Origin of the sequence: Neptunicella marina (assembly GCF_014270035.1) — a bacterium.
GTDB lineage: Bacteria > Pseudomonadota > Gammaproteobacteria > Enterobacterales > Alteromonadaceae > Neptunicella > Neptunicella marina.
In genome coordinates this window covers 110,394-133,742 of the sequence record NZ_JACNEP010000007.1, presented here as the reverse complement: position 1 = coordinate 133,742, position 23,349 = coordinate 110,394, and the positions used below count along the sequence as shown (strand labels likewise).

Below are 23,349 nucleotides of genomic sequence, written 5' to 3'. Positions count from 1 at the left end.
TTTCATTTGGTAACAGTCGTTCATGCAGGCAGGCTGCGGTTGAGGAAATAAGACCATGAGGTTCGACTATATGTGATTAATCTGGGCAAACGCTTATTTTTGCATAGGAAATCATTATGTATTGTCGAAACCTGTTTATCTTTGGTTTGATGCTGTTAATCAGCACCGCCAGGAGTGTTGCTGCGATAGATTTGTCTCCGCAGGATGAAAAAACTCAGCAACTGGAGCAACTGGAATTAGGGACATTATTAAAAAAATATCATCTTAGTGGCGTCAGTGTGGCGGTTGCTGATAACTATAAAACTGAGATAGTTGCGGTTGCCGGAGAAAAAGAATTTGGCAGCGGTGATAAGATTGATATTGATACTGCGTTTTCTACCGCATCCATTTCTAAACCTGTAACAGCCACCCTCGCTTTGATGTTGGTAGAGCAGGGAAAATTGTCACTGGATAAACCCATAAACCAATATCTGAAGCGCTGGAAACTGACGGATAATCAGTTTACTCATAATAAGCCTGTTACATTGCGTCATTTACTCAGCCATACCGCAGGTACCAGTCAGGGAGGATTTGCTGATTTTTATCTGGGTGATGATATTCCTACCATTATTGAAAGCTTAAATGGCGTTAAACTCCCCCGTTATGATAAACCTGTTGCCGTGGAATTTACCCCGGGTAGTGACTGGAATTATAGTGGTGGTGGGTATGTCATCGTACAGGTAGCGCTGGAAGATATTAGCGGAAAACCTCTGGCGCAACTGGCGCGGCAAATGTTATTTGAACCGCTGGGGATGCGCCACACCACCATGTTGCAAGCAAATCAGCCCGGCTTTTTAAGTAATGTTGCCAGAGTGCATGATAATCAGCAGAAAATAATAGGCACGGGGATCCCAATATGTCCTCAAATTGCCCCCTCTGGCATGTGGAGTACCCCTCAGGATATGTTGAAGTTTTTAGTGGATGTGCAGTTGGCGCTGGCCCACAAAAAATCGAAAGTGATCAGCTCATGGGTAGCTGAACAAACCACATCGATTGCAACGCTTAAAAAAGTTGGCGGTTGGGGGCTGGGCTGGATGCGGGGAAATGGTGCTGGCAATATCGAATGGTTTTCACATGGCGGATCAAATACAGGAACTGGCGGGCAGGTAATGGCCAGCATGCAGCATGGTCGGGCCATTGCTATTTTTGGTAACGGTCCCAATCCAGCCCGTATTCCGGTGATTAATCAATTGGTTTCAACCATTATTAAACAACAAGGATGGCAACAGCCTGTGCCTGTTTCATCACAGGCTGCAGAGTCAAAAATGGTAGAGCAATTAAAGGGGCGTTATCTGGCTCCTTATGGCAGTTTTTTGAAAATTTACCAGCAGGATGAGCAATTAAAATATCAGGGCAGGCTGGCGTTATGGAGTCAACAACAGCAAGGTGAGGTTTATTATGCAGGTGATGGTTTGTTTGGTGCTTCCGATGAAAATAACCGCTTCAATACGCGTCTTAATCCAGCAGATAATCGATTGTATTTAACCTTTTATCGTCAGGGAAAACAGGCATTTTTAATGCCTAAATTAACAGATGACGAAGTTATCCCCGCTGACATTGCCGATGAGGCGTCGGTAGAGCAATTGCTTGCATGTTACCGGCTCTGGCAGCAGCGTTTTCCCGACTCTCCCGTTAGCAGTGCGTCCACTATTAACCGGGCTGGTTATCAGGCGATTAACGAAAAAAATCTGGCGTTGGCAATTAAATACCTGAAGGTGCAGACCCTGTTGTACCCTGAGAACGCTAACGCGTATGACAGTCTGGGAGAAGCTTATCAACTGCTGTGGAACAAAGAACTGGCAATTGAAAACTATCAAAAATCCCTGCAGTTAAATCCACACAATCAACATGCGGCGCAACAATTGCAGAAATTACTTCAGTAACCTTGCCTCGTTGTCGGTCAGCGACTGGATTGCTGACTGACAATATCACTGATTAACAAAATTTCGAGTTCATCGGTTTGCAGGGACAGGTTAAAAGGCTAAAATCCGCGCTTATCTAGTTAAATTGAGAGTGTTTTATGTCTTCTTTTTCTGCCTGGCGCACTACCTTTTCTGCGGCCTTGTTTTTATCTTGTTCTTTAGCTGTTGCTGACGTCCCCCAGTTAAATACTAAACAGTTAAATGAACAAGCTGTTATGGCAAACGTTTGGGTGCAAAACTCAGGTGAATACCGTGCGTTGTCTTATCAGGCATTCAATCTGGCTCATCTGAGTCTCGATCACTATCTGGCAACATATACGGGTGATAAAAAAATTGCGATTGTGGTCGACGCCGATGAAACTGTGGTAAACAACTCTGCTTATAATGCCTGGCAGATTGGCAAAGATCAGGGGTATTCAGGTAAGACCTGGCAAAAGTGGATGAAGGCTGAACAAGCGACTGCGATGCCGGGGGCTAAAGCGTTCTTAAACTATGTAAAAAGTCGCGGCGCTGAAGTGTTTTATATTACTAATCGCTCTGAAAAAGGGTTGCAGGCCACAGCAAGTAATTTAAAAGCATTAGGCTATCCGTTTGTGGATGATGTACATATGATGCTTAAAACGACTACCAGTGATAAAGAAGCACGTCGTCAAAAAGTATTGGAGAGCTATGATATTGCTTTGTTTATGGGAGATAATCTGAGTGATTTCACCAATGAATTCTATCAACAAGGTTTTGAACAGGCAGCTCATGCAGTTGACAAAAATAAAGCCTTGTTTGGTACTAAATACATCATGTTGCCTAACCCCATGTATGGTGATTGGGAAGGCAAAGTGTATGATGAAAACTGGTCATTGAGCCCTCAGCAAAAAAGCAATGCACGTAAAGCTGCATTGAAGCCCTGGTCGGGAGAGTAAGTTTTGCCGGGCAAATGTTTTCTGCATTTGCCCTTCATTAATCTCATCAATTTTTACAATTTTATATTAGTATATTTTTTGTATCTCCCGAATCAAGTAGTAATATAGCGCCCGCAGGAAAGGATGCAGGCACGCCGATTAACTCGTGCTACATGTTGTTACAGAATGTGGATTTTGATACGTCTATCTTCCTCTCAAATCAATAATATGCATGCTCAAACTTGTATACAGGGACTAAACACATGCAGCAGTCATTCAAATCTTATTTTTTGGCCTTAAGTGCCTTTTGCCTAAGCATGGTGGCCAGTCAGACTTTAGCTAAAGATATTGGTCAGACATTACGTGATAACAGTATCGAATCGGGTTTTCATAATAATTACATCGAGTTAGGGATGCAGGCTTTTTACGGCACAGGTCCCACATTTAGTGAAACGTCTGATCATATTGCGATTATTAATATCATTATTAATGGTAGTTATCAGTGGGATGACTTTTTCATCGAAATGCATGGTGAGGACGCACGTGGTTTATCGCTTGGTTACAACGCATGGAATAGCGAAAACTGGTCTTTTGATATTTTAGCCAGTGACAGTTTTGGTCAAAGCCAATATGAAAACCGTTTATGGGCTAGACAAGAATTAAAACACTGGCGCGACGGAGGGAATTGGATCGTTGGTGGTCGCTTAATGGGATATTTTGGTAACAACATGGTGCAATTTACCTTGCAACATGATGCTACTAATGATCATAAAGGCAATTTGGCATCACTGGTATTAGGACGTAGCTGGCAGCTTCGTAACTGGAACGTGCACAGCATGATAGGGGTGGAATTTGGTGACGAAAAGCTAAATAACTTTTTTGTTGGTGTGGATAAGCGCCGAGCGAGTTATTACGATCTGCCACGTTACAAATCGGGGAATAGTATAAGTTACAGTGCCGAAATCGGTGTGACTTATCCCATATCAGAAGATTGGGTGTTTAAAGCCGCCACCCGAGTTACGTCGCTTGATGATTCGATCGTAGATAGTCCCTTTTATCAGACTAAAAAATCGAGCGCTGTGTCAGTAAGAACCAGTATCAATTACGTGTTTTAAGTGCAAGGAACCGCGATGAAAAACATGAAAACATTGATCGTTTTTATTTTTGCATTGGCCAGTTTGCTAACTGGCATTAATGCCAGCGCAGATGAAGCTATAAAAAATGCGGCCTTGTTGGTGACACCAGAACGCTGTATTGCACTTCACCGTGGCCAGATGTGTTATTTGGATGTCACTATTAACTGGCATACATATCATGCGAACGATTATTGTCTGATAAACAAAACAGATAACAAAGTCGTCACCTGCTGGAAAGATCGCAAACAGGGAACGCATAGTTTTGAATTCCAAGGTGTGCAGTCAACCGATTACAGCTTGCAGGATCCAACAGGGCGCGATGTCGCAAACGCCAAGGTGGTTGTTGCTTGGGTATACAAATCCACCAAACGCACAGTATCAACATGGAGGCTGTTTTGAGCGAATGTGAACCCATTCACATCATGCTGGTGGAAGATGATATGTCACTGGCAGAGTGGTTTAGTGATTATCTTACCGAACAGGGATATCTGGTTACCCTGGTCAACCGGGGGGACTTAGCCATTGAACTGATAGAAGCTGATAATCCTGACTTGGTGATACTGGACATCATGTTACCCGTTAAAGATGGTTTTGATGTTTGTACCGCAGCCAGACGTTTTTATCATGGGCCGATTTTAATGATGACGGCGCGTGATCAGGAAACTGATGAAGTGCTAGGTCTTGAATTGGGCGCGGACGATTATCTGACTAAGCCGGTTAAACCAAGAGTGCTACTGTCACGCATTAAGGCATTGTTGCGTCGATCTGAGCAAACCCAACAAGTTCAGGAGCAGCAACAAAAAGCGCATATTCTGCAATTTGGTGAGTTAAAACTCGATACTAATACCCGTACCGCTATTTTGGACTCGGAGCGGGTGGCACTGTCGTCTAATGAATTTGATGTGTTATGCATACTGGCAAAATCTGCTGATACATTAATCAGCCGTAAAGATTTAGTTGAGCAATACCGCGGCATCGAATATGACGGATTTGACCGTACTATCGATATACTGGTGTCGCGCCTGCGTAAAAAACTGGGTGATGATGCTACCAATCCATTTCGTATCAAAACGGTATGGGGAAAGGGGTACTTATTCGTCAGTGATGCCTGGGTGTAATAAGTGAAAAAGCTGATTTTTTCGTTGCTGTTGGTCGTATTACTGGCGATTGTGGGGTTGGGCTGGGGGCTGGATAATCTGTTTGTACATATGAGCAAGCAGGCAGTTCAGGATGAGTTCCAAAGTTACCGTGAACTGGGAACTGTGCTGGCCCGCTCTTTAGATAAGCAACAGGATATTGGGCAGCAGCTTTCACAATATCAGCAAACACATTCAATCAGTCTTGCTCTTGATAGCGCCGAAAACTTTCCACTGCCTCCCTCTCTTGCGGAACACTTTAAACAAGGTGAGCCTTTGTTGCTCGAAGACGACAGCGAAGTTACCATCAATTTCTGGCTGCCTGAGCATCAACAAATCCTGATGTTGAAAATGATAATAAATGACAAACAGCAGGTTAGTCGTTTACAAATGAGCCTGACATTATTGTTTTACGTGGGAATACTGGCGCTGGTACTGGTTTGGTTATATCCACTGATTAATCGCCTGCAAAAGCTGGCAAAAGTAGCCAAAGCCTTTGGTGAAGGTGATTTAACCCGTCGAATTGCACGAAGCTCTACCTCATACATCGCAGATATTGAGCGGGAATTCAATCATATGGCGGCGCGCATTGAGACACTGGTCAATGATAATAAATTATTGGGTAATGCCGTATCGCACGATCTGCGCACGCCGTTAGCACGTTTACGTTTTGGCATTGAAGCGCTGGAAGATACTAAAGACGTGCAAAAACGCGAAAAATATCAGCAGCATTTAGCCAAAGACATTGATGAAATGGAGCGGTTGGTTAATGTGTTGCTCAATTATGCTCGTCTTGAACAAAAATTAGATAGTTTGGGTAAGGAGCTTGTGGATTTATCTTCACTGGTGGCTCACTGTATTGACAGCCAGCATATGCCTGATACCGAAATCCGCCAGACAATTCAATCCGGATTAAAAGTTCAGGGAGAAGCTAATTATCTTAGTATGCTGGTAAATAATTTACTGATTAACGCCCATCAGTATGCAAATGGCTGCATTAGCGTCGGGCTTAGTCGTAACGGCCAGTATGTACAGTTGACCGTAGAAGATAATGGCCCGGGTATACCTTTTGAAAAACGTCAGGAGTTACTCAAACCTTTTATTCGTGGCGATAATCCGGATGTTACACCGGGATATGGTATGGGGCTGGCTATCGTCTCAAGAATTTCGCAGTGGCATTCGGCAGATTTGGAGATTGCTCATTCAGTAGAGCTGGGTGGGGCCAAATTTTGTGTGTTCTTTCATGCTGTGAGCAAATAGCTACAATTTGATACATCTCCTACAGCCTGTTACCGCTCTGATCAAAGCTCTTCCTTAAAATACGCTCATCGAATTCAAGATGACTTTAAGGAAGAAACCATGATTAACTTTGCTCACACTTTAAAATTAACCAGCCTTGCTGCTGCAACCATTTTACTCACCGCCTGTGGCGGTAGCAGTAATAATAACAGCCAAACTCCGCCTCAAAACACGACACCACCTCCTGTGTCTAATGAGGTGGATTATCAAGCATTAATTGAGCAGCGTATTTCAGATATTGTTCCGGGTATCGTGTTATACATTGATTCCCCTGACAAACAATTTTGGGGAAGCGCTGGCGTATCGAATCTGGACACCCAGGCGCCTATGCCGGTTGATGCCGTTATTCCAAATGGTAGTTCGGGCAAAAAAGCCACTGCACTATTAGCTAATATGCTTTATGAAGAGGGGTATATTGATTTTGATGTGCCGATTAGCACCTACTTGTCACAGGAAGTTTTGTCACACATTCAGTACAGTGAGCAAATTACCCTGCGCATGTTGTTAACTCATACATCAGGTGTTTATGATTATCTGGAAGGTGACGCATTCTTTGAGGCTGTGCTTGAAGATCAGTTAACACTCAAAACTGACAGTTACGCCTTAAAATTTGCCTATGATATGCCAGCCTATAACGAACCCGGTGAAGAATTTCATTATTCAAACTCAGGTTATTTATTGGTGGGATTAATTTTGGATAGTGTGCTTGGAGAACACCATTCAGCTGAAATGCGCAAACGTATTTTTGAACCTTTTGGATTTACCAGCATGCATTATGGAGCGGTAGAAAGGGAACAATATGATACTGCTTCCGGCTATCTTCTTTATGATGGAGTTATGGTGGATACCAAAGCGTTTTATGAGCGAATTGGTGTTGCTGATGCACCCTTGGTGGCCAATGTTGAAGATATTGCCAATCTGCTAAAAGTGATTGTGACCGATGATCCTATGATAAGCGAAGAAAGCCATGCCAGACTCAGAGGCGATGGTGATCATATTAAAATCAGTGAAGGTTTTTACGCAGGTATGGGAATTTTTAAACAGAATATTGGTGGTCATACTGTTTATCACCATGGTGGAGAGGAAGCGGGATATTCAACATTATCACTGTATATTCCAGAGTCTGATACCAGTATTACTGCTTTTTTAACCTGCGGTGCGCAGACTCAATGTGAGGTTGAAGTGAATAGTTTCTTAAACCAGTTATATGAAATTGAATTTGATAAATAAAGGTGTTTTCTGATGAAAAAAGCCGCAAAGCGGCTTTTTTTGTTTTGAATATTTTTCAGTGTTGGCAATTGATGCACTTCGTTTTATGCTGGTGATACAGTTTTTAGACGGATAACCCATGCGAGTTGAAGATTATTGTCAGATGGAGTTAGTTGGCCGTGTTCTTTTTGTGAAGCTACATAAAGTGTGGACACGTAATATCGTAGACAAAGTTTTAGCCGAGGTTCAACAGACGGTTGTTAATATTCAGGATGAACCCTGGGCTGCGTGTGTTGATATCAGGCAATGGATTATGCCGACTCCCGATGCCTTAAGCGGTTTTCAGCTAATATATGACTGGTGTATTGAACACAATCAAACTCATGAAGTCACTGTGTGTCGTTTGCAGGCTCAAGCCAATATTATTGGTGATGTTAGTCAGTACGATCCTGAATTTCATTATTATACGCAAGATCCTGAAGAAGCCGTTCTGTGGCTGAATCAACAAGGCTTTCAATGTGCATTGCCTGCCGAATTTAAATAAAAGGTCCTGAGTCTTATTTTGGCGGTTTTACCGCCGTTTGAATTACTCTTCTGTGAGCTCCGTATGCGAATACATGACATCCCGTCAAAAAAGGCCTGTAAATTAACTTTCGTTTGTTTCGGTTCAATGTTGTATCAATCAAATTTTGATAGACTGATAAGCATCTGTATTGCAGTAAAAAGTGACGAATGATGAAACCAGCTAACTATTCAATTGGCACCCCCGGAAAGCCATGGGAACAAACGGAAAAACAACAGTGGAAAATGCAACAAACCATCAAGCGCTCATATCAGCAGGAAGTCATCAATAAACTCGATTCCTTAAAGCAACAGTTTAATATAGAGCAATATGGATCACTGCCTTATGACGAACAGCGATACCCGTTGTTTATAGCAAAGTCTAAAAGCTGGTTGCAGGACAGGCCTGTGGTTTTAGTTACCGGTGGTGTGCATGGTTATGAAACCAGCGGCGTGCAGGGGGCGATTCGTTTTTTAGAGTCTGAGGCTCATCGTTATCTTAAGCAGTTTAATTTTGTTGTTGCACCTTGTTTAAGTCCCTGGGGTTATGAAACCATTAATCGCTGGAATCCGGATGCCATCGATCCTAATCGCCATTTTGTGACTGAGAGTTCCGCTGCTGAAGCTCGTTTGTTTATCCAGATGCTACAACAGCATGGATGGTTAAAGGGGCAGCAGTCACTAATTGCCCATTTTGATTTACATGAGACAACCGATACTGATAACAGTGAATTCAGGCCTGCTCTGGCTGCCAGAGATGGAATTGCACTGGAAAACTGGCATATTCCAGACGGTTTTTATGTTGTGGCCGACACGGCTAAACCACAATTAGCCTTTCAACAAGCGGTTATAAATGAAGTTGAGAAAGTCACGCATATTGCTCCTGCGGATGATTCTGGTTGCATTATTGGTAGTAAAGTAAAGGCCAGGGGGGTTATTTATTACGATAAATCATCCCTGGGACTGTGTGGGGGCTTAACTGACGCCACTTACGTAACAACGACCGAAGTTTATCCTGACAGCGAGCACGCAACAGATGAGTTATGTATTCTGGCTCAGGTTGCCGCTATCACAGGTGGTCTTGATTTTATACTAAATCAGCAGTAAGTCATTGCGAACAATCTGAATTTTCACTAGATTATTAAACCTAAAGTAAGCTTTTGGTTGATGTAGTGGCTAAATATGCATGATGAAGCAAATCTTAGTGTTGGAAATGTTGCTAAACGTTGTGGTGTGGCGGTATCTGCTTTGCATTTTTATGAGCAAAAAGGCCTGATACGCAGTTGGAGAAATCAGGGGAATCAACGTCGTTATAAACGTGATGTATTGCGGCGTATTGCTGTTATTAAAGCCGCACAAAAAGTAGGTCTGACGCTGGATGAAATTGTTCAGGCTTTTGCGACGTTGCCGGAAAAACGTACACCTGATAAACAGGACTGGGCGAATCTATCCAACCGCTGGCAGAAAATGCTGCAACAGCGTATTCGTTACATGCAGGCATTAAGCGAGTCACTGGACGGATGTATTGGTTGTGGTTGTTTATCTTTAAAAAACTGCCCTTTGTATAATCCGGATGATGCGTTAGCCGAGCAGGGGAGTGGTGCGGTGCTGATTGATAAAGCGGCCGAAAACTATAAATAAACACGCCCGGTAATAAGCGGGCGTGTTTATTTATGATTAAGCTATTTTCAAATAGTCCTTTAATGTTTGTGGGCCATTTTCAGAGTTGATTGGTTTAAAGATAAAACCAGAAATGCCCAGCGCCTGACATTCGTCAATCAGTTCCTGATCGGTCACTGATGACAGCATTACCACTGGAACATCAGAGCCGGCCTCACGCATCGCTTTCAGGGCTTCATTGCCATTAACCTCTCCCATAATCACATCCATGAAAATGAAATCAGGGCAATTGTCTTTTACCATGGCTACCGCCTTAGCACCGTCGTCAACTTCATCAACATTGGTATAACCAATCTGCGATAAAAACCGCTTCATACCTTTACGAATAAGGGAACTGTCATCAACCAGTAAAATGCGGCTGTCAGTTGGAAGTGCTGTGCTGTAAGGGTTGGCTACACCCTGGCTTTCATCACGTTTTAGTCCTCCACCTGAAATAGAAGCGCTGCGCACCAGCAAGTTAAAATAATAACGGCCAATACCATCGATTTTAATCGGCACAGTCACAATTTCTTTTACACCGACTAAATATTTATCCATATCCGAGACATCGTTAACAAAATAAGGACTGGAAAACTGATAGTCCAGATTGTGGCGGCTGTGTAGATCGGTAGAACGACCAACAATGGTATTACCCCACTCAGCTAACGCATTGCCCAACTCTTCGTTAATTTCGCTGTAATCGTACGTTTCACCAAACATGTTTTGGCATACGGCATTGCCAATGGCGACGGCAGTTTCAGGATAATGGTGCATCATAATCACCCCGTCCAGACTTCCTGTGATATCTGAACATACGGCGTAACCCTTAAAGCGAAAATCCTCCACTTTATCCATAAAAGCATCGTCAGATTCACCTGCCACACTGGCCATGGCTTTTAAACTGGCAATAGATTCGTTGATAAAAGGATAAAGAATGACTTTATAAATGGTTTCTACAGACATGATAATCACTGCTCTTATTATTGATTTTGATTCAGTAACATAACAACTGAACCGGATTATGCAGGCAAGTTATTGCTTGCGTCTCAGTACCTGATGGAAAACGTTTTAGTGTTTTCTGGCATCATTGTTTAGCATAAATGTTAAATATTTTCCTATCAAAACTCAGTTTTAGGTCGAATTTTTAAATTAATTAGCCGGTGGGCTCAGTGCAATTTATAGTTGTTAAATTATGCAAAAAAGCTAACCCTTTAAGAAATCTATAAAAATATTTGCGGTGAGTCTACCCGTTGACGGATTACTGTCTATGTCATTGCCTTGATTTACCAAGCATGAGTGAAGTAACCAGCCTGGATAGATGACCAACCGATTTTCCCGGTATTCCAGGTGATCATACAATTCAAACTGCCCTTCTGTTTTTACACAATATTTTGCGTCAGGTTCGCCATGTTGTTTTACATAGGAACTCGCTGATTCAAAATAAATATTTTCACGTTCTGGGCTTACATATTCAAACTGAGTAGGGATATGTCTGAAAAAACCTGTATCACCGTGAGGCGCAGGATTTAAATAATGTAGAACCGCAAAATAAAAAGGAGTAACTGAATCAAAGTGAGGCATACGTTGTAATAACTGCAGTTCTGCTGGCTGTTTAGTAATTAATGAGTAGTAAGTTGCCTGTGGTTGTAATTTTAGATTGAGAGGTATTTTGTATAACTTCTCTATCATTGGATAAACACTTTGAATAACACTAATTACATAATTGCGAGGAAGCTTTGCTCGGTTGCCCGGGTAATAGGTATTGGCAAGGTTGAACTGTCCGAATTCACAGGCATGTGCAATAGCAGAATCAGGGTCCAGCATGAAATCGTCAATGACAATAACGGGAGTTTGACTTTTACCCACCAGCTTAATGTGTGATTTGGCCTTGGGATTGACCTGATACTGCTCTGCTGACATTACTTGTTTAATTTCCGTACTGATTTATTGGTGATTTGAATGACAATAATGACGGATAAAATCCAGATGATCTGGCCATTTTTCCACTTTTCGTTTAACGCCTGTTTTTACTGTGTTTAAGAATTGCTTAAGCTCTTCATCGGGCATTAGGTCTACTATCGGGTGATATTGTTCAGGGAGTAATCCCTGACCCATCAGCACCTGAACCCAAGACGTTTCGCCAAATAATTCTTCGTGGCGCTTTATGATTTTTGCTGTTTGCTTAAAAAGTTGCATTCGTTTAGTCAGGCTTTCTGGAACCGGCATCGTGCGACAGTAACGCCAGAAGTCTGAATCTTTACGTTCGGTTAAGTTGTAATGCAAAATAATGAAGTCTTTTATGTTATCCACTTCCGTCTTCATTTGCTGGTTAAACTCATCTATTGCACTTTGGCTAATGCCGTCGGATGGGAATAATAACATTAACCGAACAATTGATTGCTGGATAAGATGAATGCTGGTTGATTCTAATGGTTCAATAAAACCTGATGATAAGCCGACCGCAACACAGTTTTTGTTCCAGTGTTTACGACGCGTGCCTGTGCGATATTTGATTACTCTGGGTTCGTTGAGTAATTCACCCTCTATATTGTCCAGCAATAATTGTTTTGCCTGTTCGTCACTCATGTATTTACTGCAAAACACTAAACCATTTCCTGTGCGATTTTGCAGGGGAATTCGCCATTGCCATCCCGCTCCGTGGGCAATGGAGCGTGTGTAGGGGACAGGTTTATTTATGGTAGTGGTTTGTACTGCTATCGCGCTATCACAAGGTAAGTTGTGACTCCAGTCGTCGTAACCTGTATGCAGTGCTTGTTCAATGAGTAGGCCTCTGAAGCCAGTACAATCAATAAACAAGTCGCCTTCTATTAATTGCTTTGATTCAAGTGAGAGGGCAGAAATGTTGCCCGTGTTTGGCTCCAGATTGACTTTGCTTATTTTTCCTTCAATACGCTGGCATCCATTTTTTTCAGCCAGGTTCCGCAGGAATTTAGCGTACAGGCCTGCGTCCAAATGATAGGCATAGTTTTTATCCTGATTAGCTAGTACGGCAAACTTGCCTTCGCGGCACGCCAGGTGTTCAGGTATATAATCTCCCAGTTCTGATACCAGATTTTTCTGTAAGCCTTTTAACCAAAAATGTTGAAAGCTTGCAGCCCAGCAATCCTGACCTAAAAATCCAAACGAATGAATATAATCTTTTTTGATGTCCCGCCAGTTTTCAAAAGCAATTCCAAGTTTAAAAGTGGCATTAGTTGCTGCCATAAATTCTGCTTCATTTATTCCCAGCAACTGGTGAAAAACAAGTAATGTAGGAATGGTTGCCTCTCCCACGCCTACCGTAGGGATATCATCAGATTCGACTAGGGTTACCTGTATATTTTTGCCTAGTAGTTTTGATAATGCCGCCGCGCACATCCAGCCTGCGGTGCCGCCACCAGCAATGACAACTTTTTTAATTTTTTTTGAATTCATTGGTTTAATTCTTCCTGTTTGTCGCATTTGAGACATCATTAAACTTTTAATTTATTGAGCAATTCCGCCCTGATTTTTTTTGCTTCCAGCGGGCTGAGCGGCAGCTGGAGCATGCCTCTTACGTGCTCGGGTATATGTTCTATATCATCAGGTTGTTGGTCAAAGATGTAGTAATCGAATAGTGCTTTCCACGCTTTACGTTGTGCTTCAGGTAGATTACGTAAACTCAGGATTGCCATTTTTAGTGCGTTTTCTGGTCTTCCCATAAACGAAGGGCTATCGCGCCACCAGTGTGTTACCAGTACGTTAAAAGGCGTTAAACCTTCCACATGGTGCCACCACATGCCAGGTAAATAGAGTGCATCTCCGGCATCCAAATCTGCGACTAAAGCAGCATCGAGCGCCTGTTTGAACTTGGGGAACTTATCAAAATCCGGATTAGCAAAATCGACCAGACTAATATCTTGTCCACCGGGAGAGAGCTCCATTGGGCCAACATATAAATTGTTTACCTGTTCAGGAGGAAACAAGGTATAACGGCGCTTACCTACGGCACATATCGCTAAATTGTTGGGAAAATCGTAATGAGCAGCGATTCTGGATTGGTTACCAATCCAGATATTCGTTAGCGGAGAAAACTGTTCCAGACCTGCATTATTTTGCTCTGCAAAGCCCGGTAACCAGCTATTTACTTCAGCTGAAGCAACATAGATAGTTGGGGGGGATGTGTCGTCACTGTGCGCGAATATTCGTTGCAAAATTTGATTGAGATCTGCACGAACGCCCTGACAATTAAAACCAGTCATGTCGTCATTATAGAAAACCCGTCCTTTTATGTCGGGCTCGCCATAAGCTGTAAACACCTGTGTTCCGTTATATAGACTTTTTAAATAGTCAGCAGCATGCTGCGGTGATTTTTTCCCCGCTTCAACTACTGGCCAATTTTTAGCAAAGTCCTTTAAAATTAAAGGGCTGTCAGATGACAATATATCTTGTGATATATTGTCGGGGCGACAATCGTAAACGTGTTCAACTAACTTTGTAACCAACATAACTCTATACTTAGTGGCTTAGCGTAGCATTTTTACGTTTTATTAAATGGCTGACATTGGCTTGAGACGCCAAGGCCATATAAATTGCCTGTAAATAGCCCTTTTTATTTAAACTTTCCAGTACATTACCATTTAGTTCATTTAACTTTTCTTCATTAATGGTGTAAAAGCCAACCATCTGGTATTTGCTGCCATCTTGTAGAGTAATATCTGCGGTAAATGCTTCAAGTAGTTCAAGTTCGATAAGGCTTTCTATAAACTCCTGGCTGTCAAGCATCCCATGATGAATTACTTCCAGCATATCGGCCATCATGTCGAGATATGGGGTATTGCCTCCGTGTTCTAAAAATAATGCTTCGCCCTTACTTTTGTTAACTCGAGGGTTATCGAGGTCAATATGCAACATACGTTGCATTTTTTCTTCGCCATCTTCGCTAACTTTGTGGATCCCTATTGAGAAAGGTTGTCTTGCAATCGTTAATGGAATATATCCAGCATCCCACTTTCCATCTTTTAGGAATAAATTTTCTTCATTTTGAAAGCCAAATAAAGCCAGTGCGTGAAACTTGCCTGTGTTTACATCTTTTTGAAAGAAAATAGGGTAGTAGGCTTGTAAGCTTCTGAATTCTGAAGGAAAAGTTAACGTATACCATAAATTGTCACCGAAGTTCGCTGAACGTTCAGTGATTACTTTTAAGTCTTGATGGTCAATGCTGTTAACCAGTACATTTTTAGCCATAAATCATCCTGCTTTATTGTAAGAATCCCCGATTATAATTTGGGTAATCCATATTGTTTTATTTTGTTTAAAAGTTCGCGGTTTGTGGGTAAAGCCGCCAATAGTTGTTTGCTTTGTTGCATATTCTGATTAAAAAGCACTTCAGCGTCCCGTTGTTTTGGGTGGCGTAATGTATGTTGCTGATGTGCAGGTGAATAGCCCATGCCATACAACACATATTGGTAACTGGCGGCAGGGAATAATGCATCTGTATCTGTAATATCATATCTGCTAGGCAAGTTACTTTGCCATAGCTCAAGCAACTCCAACAAAGACTGTGGAATGCTGGATGAGCATCGGTTTTCCAGCCAGTACTCTTCTTTGCGTTCACTTAGCACATAATGGAGTTTTAAAAATTCTATAATTTGTTCCCAGCGAGCACTAAATTTGTGGTTAAAATGTTTGGCAATGACATCCATAGTGCTGCGTGTTTTAGGGAGTTGATCACAAATCATTTGAGCTGCCAGCTCAATCATTACCAGCGCGGATGCTTCAAGAGGTTCGATGAAACCTGCAGCCATGCCAACCGCAACACAGTTCTTATGCCAGAACTTTTGGCGATAACCAGGATTAAAGTTTATTTTTCGGCAAGCTAGTTGTTCTGCAGCTGTTGCTCCGATAGCGGGGGTGATGTATTCACGAAGTTGCTGTTCGGCTTGTTCGTCTGTTATGTGTGCACTTGAATAGGTGTGCCCGACTCCGCGCCGAGAGGGAAGACCGATATCCCAAACCCAGCCACTTGTTTGTGCGGTGGAAAGTGTACACGAGGCAATGGGACTCTGTTCATCCGTATAAGGTACATGCACAGCCCAAGCCGAATCATTGAATAGTATATTTTTCTGATTTTTTAGTGGTATGCCGAAATGTTGCTCAATCAGCAAGCCATGCACACCGCTACAATCAATAAATAAGTCACCTTGTATGGATTGTTTATTACGGGTAATTAAAGTGGCAATATCACCATTGTTATGGCTTTTGATGTGCTCAATGTGATCAACAATATGAGTGATACCTAGCTTTTCAACACAATGTTGCCTTAATACCTGAGTAAATTTACCTGCGTCGAGGTGATAACCATAATTTGCATTGTAGGCATATTCGGCAGTTGAAATTTGTTTCGGTGCCAGATGTTTCTGACAGAGATGACCTTGCGGTGTAACCGCATCCGCAAAGGAAATATGTTGTTTGTGTGGCAACCAGTAAGGTGCAAGATCCATTTGTTCCATACCTACCGGAAACGTAAATGGATGAAAATAATGACCGTCATTTACATGATGCCAGTCAATAAATTTGGAACCCTGTTTAAAGCTGGCATCACATTGTATTAGAAAATCTGTTTCAGACAACCCTATCTTTTCCAGCGTAGAGCGCATTGAAGGCCAGGTACCTTCACCCACTCCGATGGGGGATACGGTTGACGATTCAATTAGTGTTACTTGAATACCATGTTCGTCATTGACAGCATATTGAGATGCAAGTATTGCTGCTGTTAACCAACCAGCGGAACCTCCACCTACAATAACTATCTGCTGTATTTTGTTGTTCATTTTGCTGCCAGTGAAACCGATTCTATGAAAAATTGTTACTTACCTTACCCTCTATTGTGTCAAATATACATTTTGAAACAGGGTGTTAGGTTTTGAACCTGCGTAAATAAATGTTGATTTAAAGCAATTGCAATCTAACCAAAAAAGGCCGCATAAATTAAAAATTAATTTAGCGGCCTTACTTCACACTACTAACTTATTTTAGAAAGCGTAACGAACACCTACGTTATAACGTGCACCTTGCTGGGTAACGTTAAGAACCTGCAGTTCACTGCGACCACTTTCACGTTTGTAATTATCTGTAATGTTAATACCGTTCAGGAACAAGGTCAGACCTTCAACCTGAGGTAGCTCATAACTTACAGTTAAATCTAACTGATCGTATGCTTCTACGTAACGTGGTGATGGACCAACATCGCCCTGGTAGCCAGATACTAAGAACTTATCACGCCAGTTGTAAGCCAAGCGAATTGACAGACCATCTTTTTCATAGAATCCAACTACGTTGGCTGTATCACTGATACCAAACTCTGCAACTTGTGGTTCACCAACCAGGAAGTTGTCATAAGTGTGGTCAGAGTCAACAGAGGTATAGTTGACAATACCACCAAATCCACTTTCACCGAATAAGTGCTGAATCGCGAATTCTACGCCATCAAACCCTTTGTCTTCATCTGAATTTGATGGAGTGTGGATGTTGAATTCTATCTGTTGATCCGTTTCAGGGTTGCCCAGAATAATGATATTGCCTGCTTCCATATATACATGTTCAGGATCAATTTCGTGATAGTTGTCATAGATCCATTGACGTTGTAAATCACCGTCTTGACCTACTGCCGCTTGGGCTTCTTGACGATATGGACCTTGTGCCGGAGAATAGATGCCAAATGTGGTAGGTACATCTATTGTGGTTAAGTCATTTGTTACATCTTTCTTGAAGTAGCCAATTGAAACATAACTACCTTCGTCGTAATACCATTCTGCGGAGAAGTCAAAGTTGTCTGATTCAAGAGGTAACAGACCTGCAGATCCAGTTGAACCATCAGTACCATCTAAGCGTCCAGCTTTGGTCAGAATTGTACCCCCAATCATATCGCCATAACCCGGACGACCGATTGTCTTACTGTAAGCTGCACGTAGCATCACACCATCAGTAACTTCAATATTAAAGTTGAAGCTTGGTAACGTATGATTGTAACTGCCGTTTTGAGTTTCAAAGGTAAAGTCAGGCGTATCGCGCAGATAGACTTCCGAAGCACCTTGCCACTGGGCTGCATTTTGATACACAGGTACAGATGAAGTTGATACTACGTCTGTTTCTTCATATCTTACACCTACATGAACGTCATAAGGCATTTCACCGAAGAAACCTTCATAGTTATATTGTAAATACACCGACGTCATTTCTTCTTTGTTATAGCGGTCTACTTGTGAGGCATAATTGGTCGATGGGCAGAATGAATCACCACAGTCACCTAACTCTTGCTTGCTCAATAAACGGGCTGCTTCATCACGGACGCCACGGAAATCAAAAGCGAAATAGGTATCCATAATTTCCCAGTCATTTATGCCATAAATGCCTTGGAAATCTTCGAAATTGCCACCGCTTACATCAGTAAACTGATCATGAATAGATTTACGTGGGAACAAGTCGGCTGAGTACATACCGGCTTCGCCTTCACCACCCCAGTTACCGCGAGAAATATCTTTGGTTTGTCCGTGATTTTCTGCTGTGGTTAGTGACAGGCCAAAATCGATACTACCTGCTTGATCAAATACATACTCACCACGTAATTGAGTTTGTTCTATATCTGCTTTATTACGGTTATTGGTGAAAATACTACCGGTTACAATCATGTCAGAGGGTTGAATATCGTTACCCCCACGCACCGCTAAAATAGGCAAATCACCAGTGAAATCAGTTGCAGCGGCCTGACGCACAAAACCAGCCATAGCTAAGTTATTTGATGAACCGAACTCATTATTTGGTTTATTTTCTGCCGTAGAATTGTGGTAATCCAATTCAAGATTTAAGCTGTCATTAACCTGCCACTCTATATTTAAACCGACAGATTTGGTTTCATCACGGGTGCCGTAATCACCTCCACCCATAGCAACATCTTGTAAGCCTACACCATTTTCAATGTAATCTTCTGAATACAATAATGGAGAAGAAATTGGCCCGTCTGTCCAAACGTTTTTAGAGGGTGAAAAACCATACCATGCTGATACGTCGTTAAACTGTGTATCTTCATCTTTTCTGACGTAGGTATAATCTAGAGTTGCAGTTAGATTATCCATAGGTTTGTACTGAAGAACTAATTGAGCGTTGGTACGTACACGTTGATGTTCTTCAAAACGATAAATAGTGGTTTGCGGAACAGAATAAATATCGCCTTCACCAGGACGGTTAGTCTGGAATTCATTTTTAGGCACGCCACCCCATTCAGCATAAGGCCCGCTCCAGTCTTGGTCAGCCAGACCATTAAAACTACGCCAACCTGTACCAACATTCGCTTGTTGATTTCCGCTCTCACGCTCTGAGTAACTGGCAGAAATTGCTACGCCAAATTTGCCGTCATCAGTGGTGTTTGAGTAGATACCAGACAATTCTGGTGTCATGCCACCTTCGTTAGTTGAGCTGTCATCCAATACCTGTGCACTAACAACAGTATGTTCACCTGGATTGCTAAGAGGGCGAGATGTTTGAATATTAATGGTTGCACCAATACCACCGGTTGGTACTTTCGCATTTGATGTTTTATAAACTTCTACACCACTAACGCTTTCGGCAGCAATATTAGAGAAATCAAATGAACGTGAACCAGTCGTCGTTGGCATTTGACGACCGTTTAGTGTCACCATGTTTCGCGCACCAGCAAAACCACGAACGCTTACCTCACTACCTTCACCATTTGAACGGTCTATGGCTACACCAGTAATACGTTGTAATGATTCTGCAAGGTTGGTATCTGGAAATTTACCGATATCTTCTGCAGTGATGGCATCAACGATACCGCTTGATGAACGTTTAACGTCCATTGATTTAATCATACTGCCACGGATGCCTGTGACGTTAATGACTTCTACTTCATCTTTTTGGGCTTCTTGTGCCATTACCGGAGCAATAGTAGCAGCACTGAGAACCAGTGAAATACTGGTTGCCAAATGAGTCTTATTGAATTTCATGTGTGTCCCCTAGTGTAAATTGTCGTAACAAAACCGTCTGTCACGATTCACGTAAGCGCTTACATTTTTATTTGTTTCACAGTCATTTGGATAATGTAAGCGCTTTCATGAACGTTAAATCAATTGCAATTAAACGTCAACAAAAAGTTAACAATTAGTAACTTGTTGAAAGCATGCATTATTTCAATGCAACACAACACGCATAACTAAGTGATTGAACTATTGGTAAAATTGTGAGGAATGCTAACTGATAAAAATTTGTACTATGAAAAGGTGGGGCTTCACCACTAGCGGAGACTAGTAGCCATGAAGCAGGCAATAAAAAGGGAGATTTATGCTCTCCCTTTTTATGACTTGCTGTATGACAGTTTACAAGTTAGTTTCTGCACTAAACAGGGCTTCAAGATTGAGTCCCTGATGTCCTAAGATATCTTTCAGACGCCTAAGCGCTTCCACCTGAATTTGGCGCACTCTCTCTCGTGTCAGGCCAATTTCAGTTCCGACGTCTTCTAAGGTGGATGGCTCATATCCCAGTAAACCAAAACGTCTTGCCAGCACTTCCCGCTGTTTGGGATTTAATTCGCTTAACCAATCGACAATACTATGCCGGATATCTTCATCCTGAAGGTCATTTTCAGGTCCGGTGCTTTTTTCATCGGCAATAATGTCTAGCAAAGCTTTGTCATTATCACTCCCAATAGGGGTATCTACAGAGCTAATGCGTTCATTTAAACGCAACATTTTGGTTACATCTTCCACCGGACGATCAAGCTCTTCAGCAATTTCTTCAGCAGTAGGTTCATGATCCAGCTTTTGCGCCAACTCGCGGGCTGTACGTAAATAAACATTTAATTCTTTTACAACATGAATGGGTAAACGGATGGTACGCGTTTGGTTCATTATTGCGCGTTCAATGGTTTGGCGGATCCACCAGGTTGCGTAAGTTGAAAATCTGAAACCACGCTCGGGATCAAATTTTTCCACGGCACGGATTAGACCTAAATTACCTTCTTCAATCAGGTCAAGTAGTGCTAAACCGCGGTTGTTATATCGTCTGGCAATTTTAACGACCAATCGTAAATTGCTGACAATCATGCGTTTGCGGGAAGATTCGTCACCTTGTAGCGCTCGTCGAGAGAAGTAAACTTCTTCTTGTGCTGTCAATAGAGGAGAAAAACCAATTTCACCCAGATACAACTGGGTAGCGTCGAGATTTTTTTGATAATCGTCCGAGGAACTTAAGATATCGGCAATTGCATTGTCATCATCTTCATTCTCAATCATGTCCAATTCTGTTGAATCATCATCAAGATTATTTTCAAGGTCGATTAAATCGGATTTATTTTGACCCATGACACATCTCCAAATTACTAAATAATTTCTATACCTATTTCAGGCCTCCGTTAATGACTTATGTTTATTTATTGTTATTTTTTGTGGGCAGATAGTGCAAAGGGTCAACCGAACTACCCTTGAATCTCACTTCAAAGTGAAGCTTCACACGATCTGAATCACTACTACCCATTAGCGCAATTTTTTGTCCGGATTTTACCCACTGCTGTTCTTTAACCAATATTTTACTGTTGTGTGCGTATGCGGTTAAATATTCATCAGTGTGTTTAATGATGACAAGATTTCCATATCCTCGAAGTGCATCTCCACAGTATACGACTTTGCCAGAAGCTGCGGCTACAACCTTTGAGCCAACTCGGTTCGCAATATCGATTCCTTTATTGCCTTGTTCGGATACGGAAAAAGTGGCTATCACTTTACCGGCAGCGGGCCAAACCCACTTACCTACATTATCGGCATAATTCCGTTTGCCAGTAGGATGAGTGTTTTTTGTACCACTGGATTCACCATACGCCTGCTTTTTGTCATGGTCAACATCTTGTTTTACGTTAATTTTCTTTTGTTTTATTTTATTTTTTACGGTGTTTTTACGCTCACCTTTGTTAGCGCGAGCTGGCGAGTTGAGTAAGATTAATTTTTGACCTGGAAAAATGTTATAAGGGGATGATAATTTGTTGTTTTGCGCAATAGTTTGGAAATCCAGTCCGTAATACCATGCTATTGAATATAAAGTATCACCGTTTTTTACAGTGACCGATTTGGGTGTAACAAGTGGGGCTTTATAGTCATTAATGACAATCGGATTTGATGCGGATATGACCGGGGCAGGGGCAGGTCGTCCAGAGCAGCCCCCTAATAACAGAATAAAGGTTGTAAATAACAGCCAACCTTTATTACCCACTAGTAACTCCAGTAGAAATAAGCCAGTACAGCTAACACAACCGTCGCCCAGCCTACAATTTCAACATGTTGACGCAGTTTGTCCTGCATTGGCTGACCACCCCAACGCATTAATCCCGCGACCAGATAAAAGCGCAAACTGCGGCCAACCAGTGAAGCTATAATAAAGGGTATAATAGCCAGTTGCAGAAAACCTGCACTAATGGTGAATACTTTATATGGAATCGGTGAAAAGCCAGCTAGAAATACTACCCAGACACCATAGTCTTTAAACCAGTGAATTGCTTCGTCGAGCTTGGCTTGATAACCCATATCAATCACAATAGGCTGTATAAGACTTTCAAAAGCGAATAACCCCAGCAAATATCCAAGGATACCGCCTAACACTGAGCCAATGCTGGCAATAAGAGCATAACGCCAGGCATTGCTTGGTTTAGCCAGCGCCATAGGAGCTAACATCACATCGACCGGAACAGGGAATATTACTGATTCTGCAACACTCATGGTTCCAAGTAGGTAAGTGGCTTTAGGATGTTGTGCCCATCGAATTGTCCAGTCATAACAGCGCTGAAATATCTTCATATAATGTCGCCTGCGACCAGTGGTACAAACCTGACAGGCTCGATTATCTGAGTTTCCAGTTCGTCGCCATGACGAGTAATACAATGTAAATGTTGGGTATTTTCTCCGACAGGAATGATTAAACGACCACCATCATTCAGCTGTTCCAACAGTTTTTGTGGCATATGTGCTGCGGCAGCGGTGACCAATATGGCATCAAATGGTCCTTTTGATGGCCAGCCTTGCCAACCATCACCGTGTTTCATGGATATATTGTGAAGATCCAACTGGTTCATGCGTCGTTTTGCCTGAAACTGCAATGCTTTAATACGTTCTACGCTAAAAACCTGAGTAAATAATTGTGCCAGTACTGCTGTTTGATAACCTGAACCTGTGCCAATTTCGAGGATTTTATTGGGGCTGTTAGGCGTATCGAGTAACAATTCGGTCATGCGAGCAACAATGTATGGCTGAGAAATGGTTTGTCCCTGACCAATCGGAAGAGCTGTATTCTGATAAGCTTTGTGTTGCAAGGCATCAGGTAAAAAACGTTCTCTTGGCACGGCGGCAATCGCTTTGAGTACCGCTGCATTTTTAATTCCTTCGGTCAGCAAGAGCTGAGCCAAAGCATCCCCTTTTCTGGCGTAAGTACGGTGAGTTGTATTCATAAAATTATT

21 protein-coding genes are annotated in these 23,349 nt (G+C 42.2%); 10 read left to right on the top strand and 11 right to left on the bottom strand.

Translation table 11 applies throughout. The features are described 5' to 3' along the window. Positions 1-116 precede the first annotated feature (116 nt). The 10 genes from H8B19_RS10615 to soxR all read left to right on the top strand — a co-directional run bounded on the left by H8B19_RS10615 (position 117) and on the right by soxR (position 9,839). The gene (locus tag H8B19_RS10615; RefSeq protein WP_186506861.1) at positions 117-1,922 is read left to right on the top strand and encodes a serine hydrolase; all 1,806 of its coding nucleotides are present in this window, start codon (positions 117-119) and stop codon (positions 1,920-1,922) included. Between the two features lie 137 nt (positions 1,923-2,059). Continuing rightward, the gene (locus tag H8B19_RS10610; RefSeq protein ID WP_186506860.1) at positions 2,060-2,878 is read left to right on the top strand and encodes a 5'-nucleotidase, lipoprotein e(P4) family; all 819 of its coding nucleotides are present in this window, start codon (positions 2,060-2,062) and stop codon (positions 2,876-2,878) included. A 242-nt stretch (positions 2,879-3,120) separates the two neighbouring features. Continuing rightward, positions 3,121-3,972, top strand: a complete 852-nt coding sequence (locus H8B19_RS10605) for a MipA/OmpV family protein (protein WP_186506859.1) — start codon at positions 3,121-3,123, stop codon at positions 3,970-3,972. A gap of 15 nt (positions 3,973-3,987) precedes the next feature. Then, positions 3,988-4,392 (top strand): DUF3019 domain-containing protein, encoded by a 405-nt coding sequence (locus tag H8B19_RS10600; RefSeq protein WP_186506858.1) that lies wholly within the window; start codon positions 3,988-3,990, stop codon positions 4,390-4,392. Then, positions 4,377-5,111 (top strand): response regulator, encoded by a 735-nt coding sequence (locus H8B19_RS10595; protein ID WP_277816403.1) that lies wholly within the window; start codon positions 4,377-4,379, stop codon positions 5,109-5,111. Before H8B19_RS10600 ends, H8B19_RS10595 begins: the two co-directional genes overlap by 16 nt. Before the next feature lie 3 nt (positions 5,112-5,114). After that, positions 5,115-6,389 (top strand): ATP-binding protein, encoded by a 1,275-nt coding sequence (locus tag H8B19_RS10590; protein WP_186506856.1) that lies wholly within the window; start codon positions 5,115-5,117, stop codon positions 6,387-6,389. Positions 6,390-6,488: 99 nt separating this feature from the next. Beyond that, positions 6,489-7,658 (top strand): serine hydrolase domain-containing protein, encoded by a 1,170-nt coding sequence (locus H8B19_RS10585; protein WP_186506855.1) that lies wholly within the window; start codon positions 6,489-6,491, stop codon positions 7,656-7,658. A gap of 118 nt (positions 7,659-7,776) precedes the next feature. Continuing rightward, positions 7,777-8,181, top strand: a complete 405-nt coding sequence (locus H8B19_RS10580; protein WP_186506854.1) for a hypothetical protein — start codon at positions 7,777-7,779, stop codon at positions 8,179-8,181. Between the two features lie 191 nt (positions 8,182-8,372). After that, complete coding sequence (locus H8B19_RS10575) at positions 8,373-9,305, top strand: M14 family metallopeptidase (RefSeq protein ID WP_206683181.1); 933 nt, start codon at positions 8,373-8,375, stop codon at positions 9,303-9,305. A gap of 75 nt (positions 9,306-9,380) precedes the next feature. Continuing rightward, a complete protein-coding gene (gene soxR / locus H8B19_RS10570) occupies positions 9,381-9,839 on the top strand; it encodes a redox-sensitive transcriptional activator SoxR (protein WP_186506852.1) in 459 nt (152 codons plus the stop codon). Positions 9,840-9,875: 36 nt separating this feature from the next. Here the strand turns inward: soxR and H8B19_RS10565 are convergent, their stop codons facing one another. The 11 genes from H8B19_RS10565 to H8B19_RS10515 form a co-directional block, all read right to left on the bottom strand. Next, entirely contained in the window at positions 9,876-10,820 is a 945-nt protein-coding gene (locus H8B19_RS10565) for a response regulator (protein ID WP_186506851.1), read from the bottom strand. Positions 10,821-11,060: 240 nt separating this feature from the next. After that, a complete protein-coding gene (locus H8B19_RS10560) occupies positions 11,061-11,777 on the bottom strand; it encodes a DUF6445 family protein (RefSeq protein ID WP_186506850.1) in 717 nt (238 codons plus the stop codon). 24 nt (positions 11,778-11,801) lie between these two features. Further along, positions 11,802-13,292, bottom strand: a complete 1,491-nt coding sequence (locus H8B19_RS10555) for a tryptophan halogenase family protein (protein WP_186506849.1) — start codon at positions 13,290-13,292, stop codon at positions 11,802-11,804. Positions 13,293-13,330: 38 nt separating this feature from the next. Beyond that, positions 13,331-14,344, bottom strand: coding sequence for a cupin-like domain-containing protein (locus H8B19_RS10550; RefSeq protein ID WP_186506848.1), 1,014 nt, complete (start codon positions 14,342-14,344; stop codon positions 13,331-13,333). Positions 14,345-14,354: 10 nt separating this feature from the next. Next, positions 14,355-15,083: a SapC family protein gene (locus H8B19_RS10545; protein ID WP_186506847.1), complete on the bottom strand. Its 729-nt coding sequence runs from the start codon at positions 15,081-15,083 to the stop codon at positions 14,355-14,357. Between the two features lie 32 nt (positions 15,084-15,115). Continuing rightward, a complete protein-coding gene (locus tag H8B19_RS10540) occupies positions 15,116-16,669 on the bottom strand; it encodes a tryptophan halogenase family protein (RefSeq protein ID WP_186506846.1) in 1,554 nt (517 codons plus the stop codon). Between the two features lie 201 nt (positions 16,670-16,870). Continuing rightward, positions 16,871-19,858, bottom strand: a complete 2,988-nt coding sequence (locus tag H8B19_RS10535; protein WP_186506845.1) for a TonB-dependent receptor — start codon at positions 19,856-19,858, stop codon at positions 16,871-16,873. A gap of 369 nt (positions 19,859-20,227) precedes the next feature. Further along, entirely contained in the window at positions 20,228-21,211 is a 984-nt protein-coding gene (rpoS, locus tag H8B19_RS10530; RefSeq protein ID WP_186506844.1) for an RNA polymerase sigma factor RpoS, read from the bottom strand. A 64-nt stretch (positions 21,212-21,275) separates the two neighbouring features. Beyond that, on the bottom strand, positions 21,276-22,112 hold the full coding sequence (locus H8B19_RS10525; RefSeq protein WP_338401519.1) for a peptidoglycan DD-metalloendopeptidase family protein: 837 nt from the start codon (positions 22,110-22,112) through the stop codon (positions 21,276-21,278). Then, positions 22,112-22,693: a YqaA family protein gene (locus H8B19_RS10520; protein WP_186506843.1), complete on the bottom strand. Its 582-nt coding sequence runs from the start codon at positions 22,691-22,693 to the stop codon at positions 22,112-22,114. Before H8B19_RS10520 ends, H8B19_RS10525 begins: the two co-directional genes overlap by 1 nt. Continuing rightward, a complete protein-coding gene (locus H8B19_RS10515) occupies positions 22,690-23,340 on the bottom strand; it encodes a protein-L-isoaspartate(D-aspartate) O-methyltransferase (RefSeq protein ID WP_186506842.1) in 651 nt (216 codons plus the stop codon). Before H8B19_RS10515 ends, H8B19_RS10520 begins: the two co-directional genes overlap by 4 nt. Positions 23,341-23,349 lie beyond the last annotated feature (9 nt).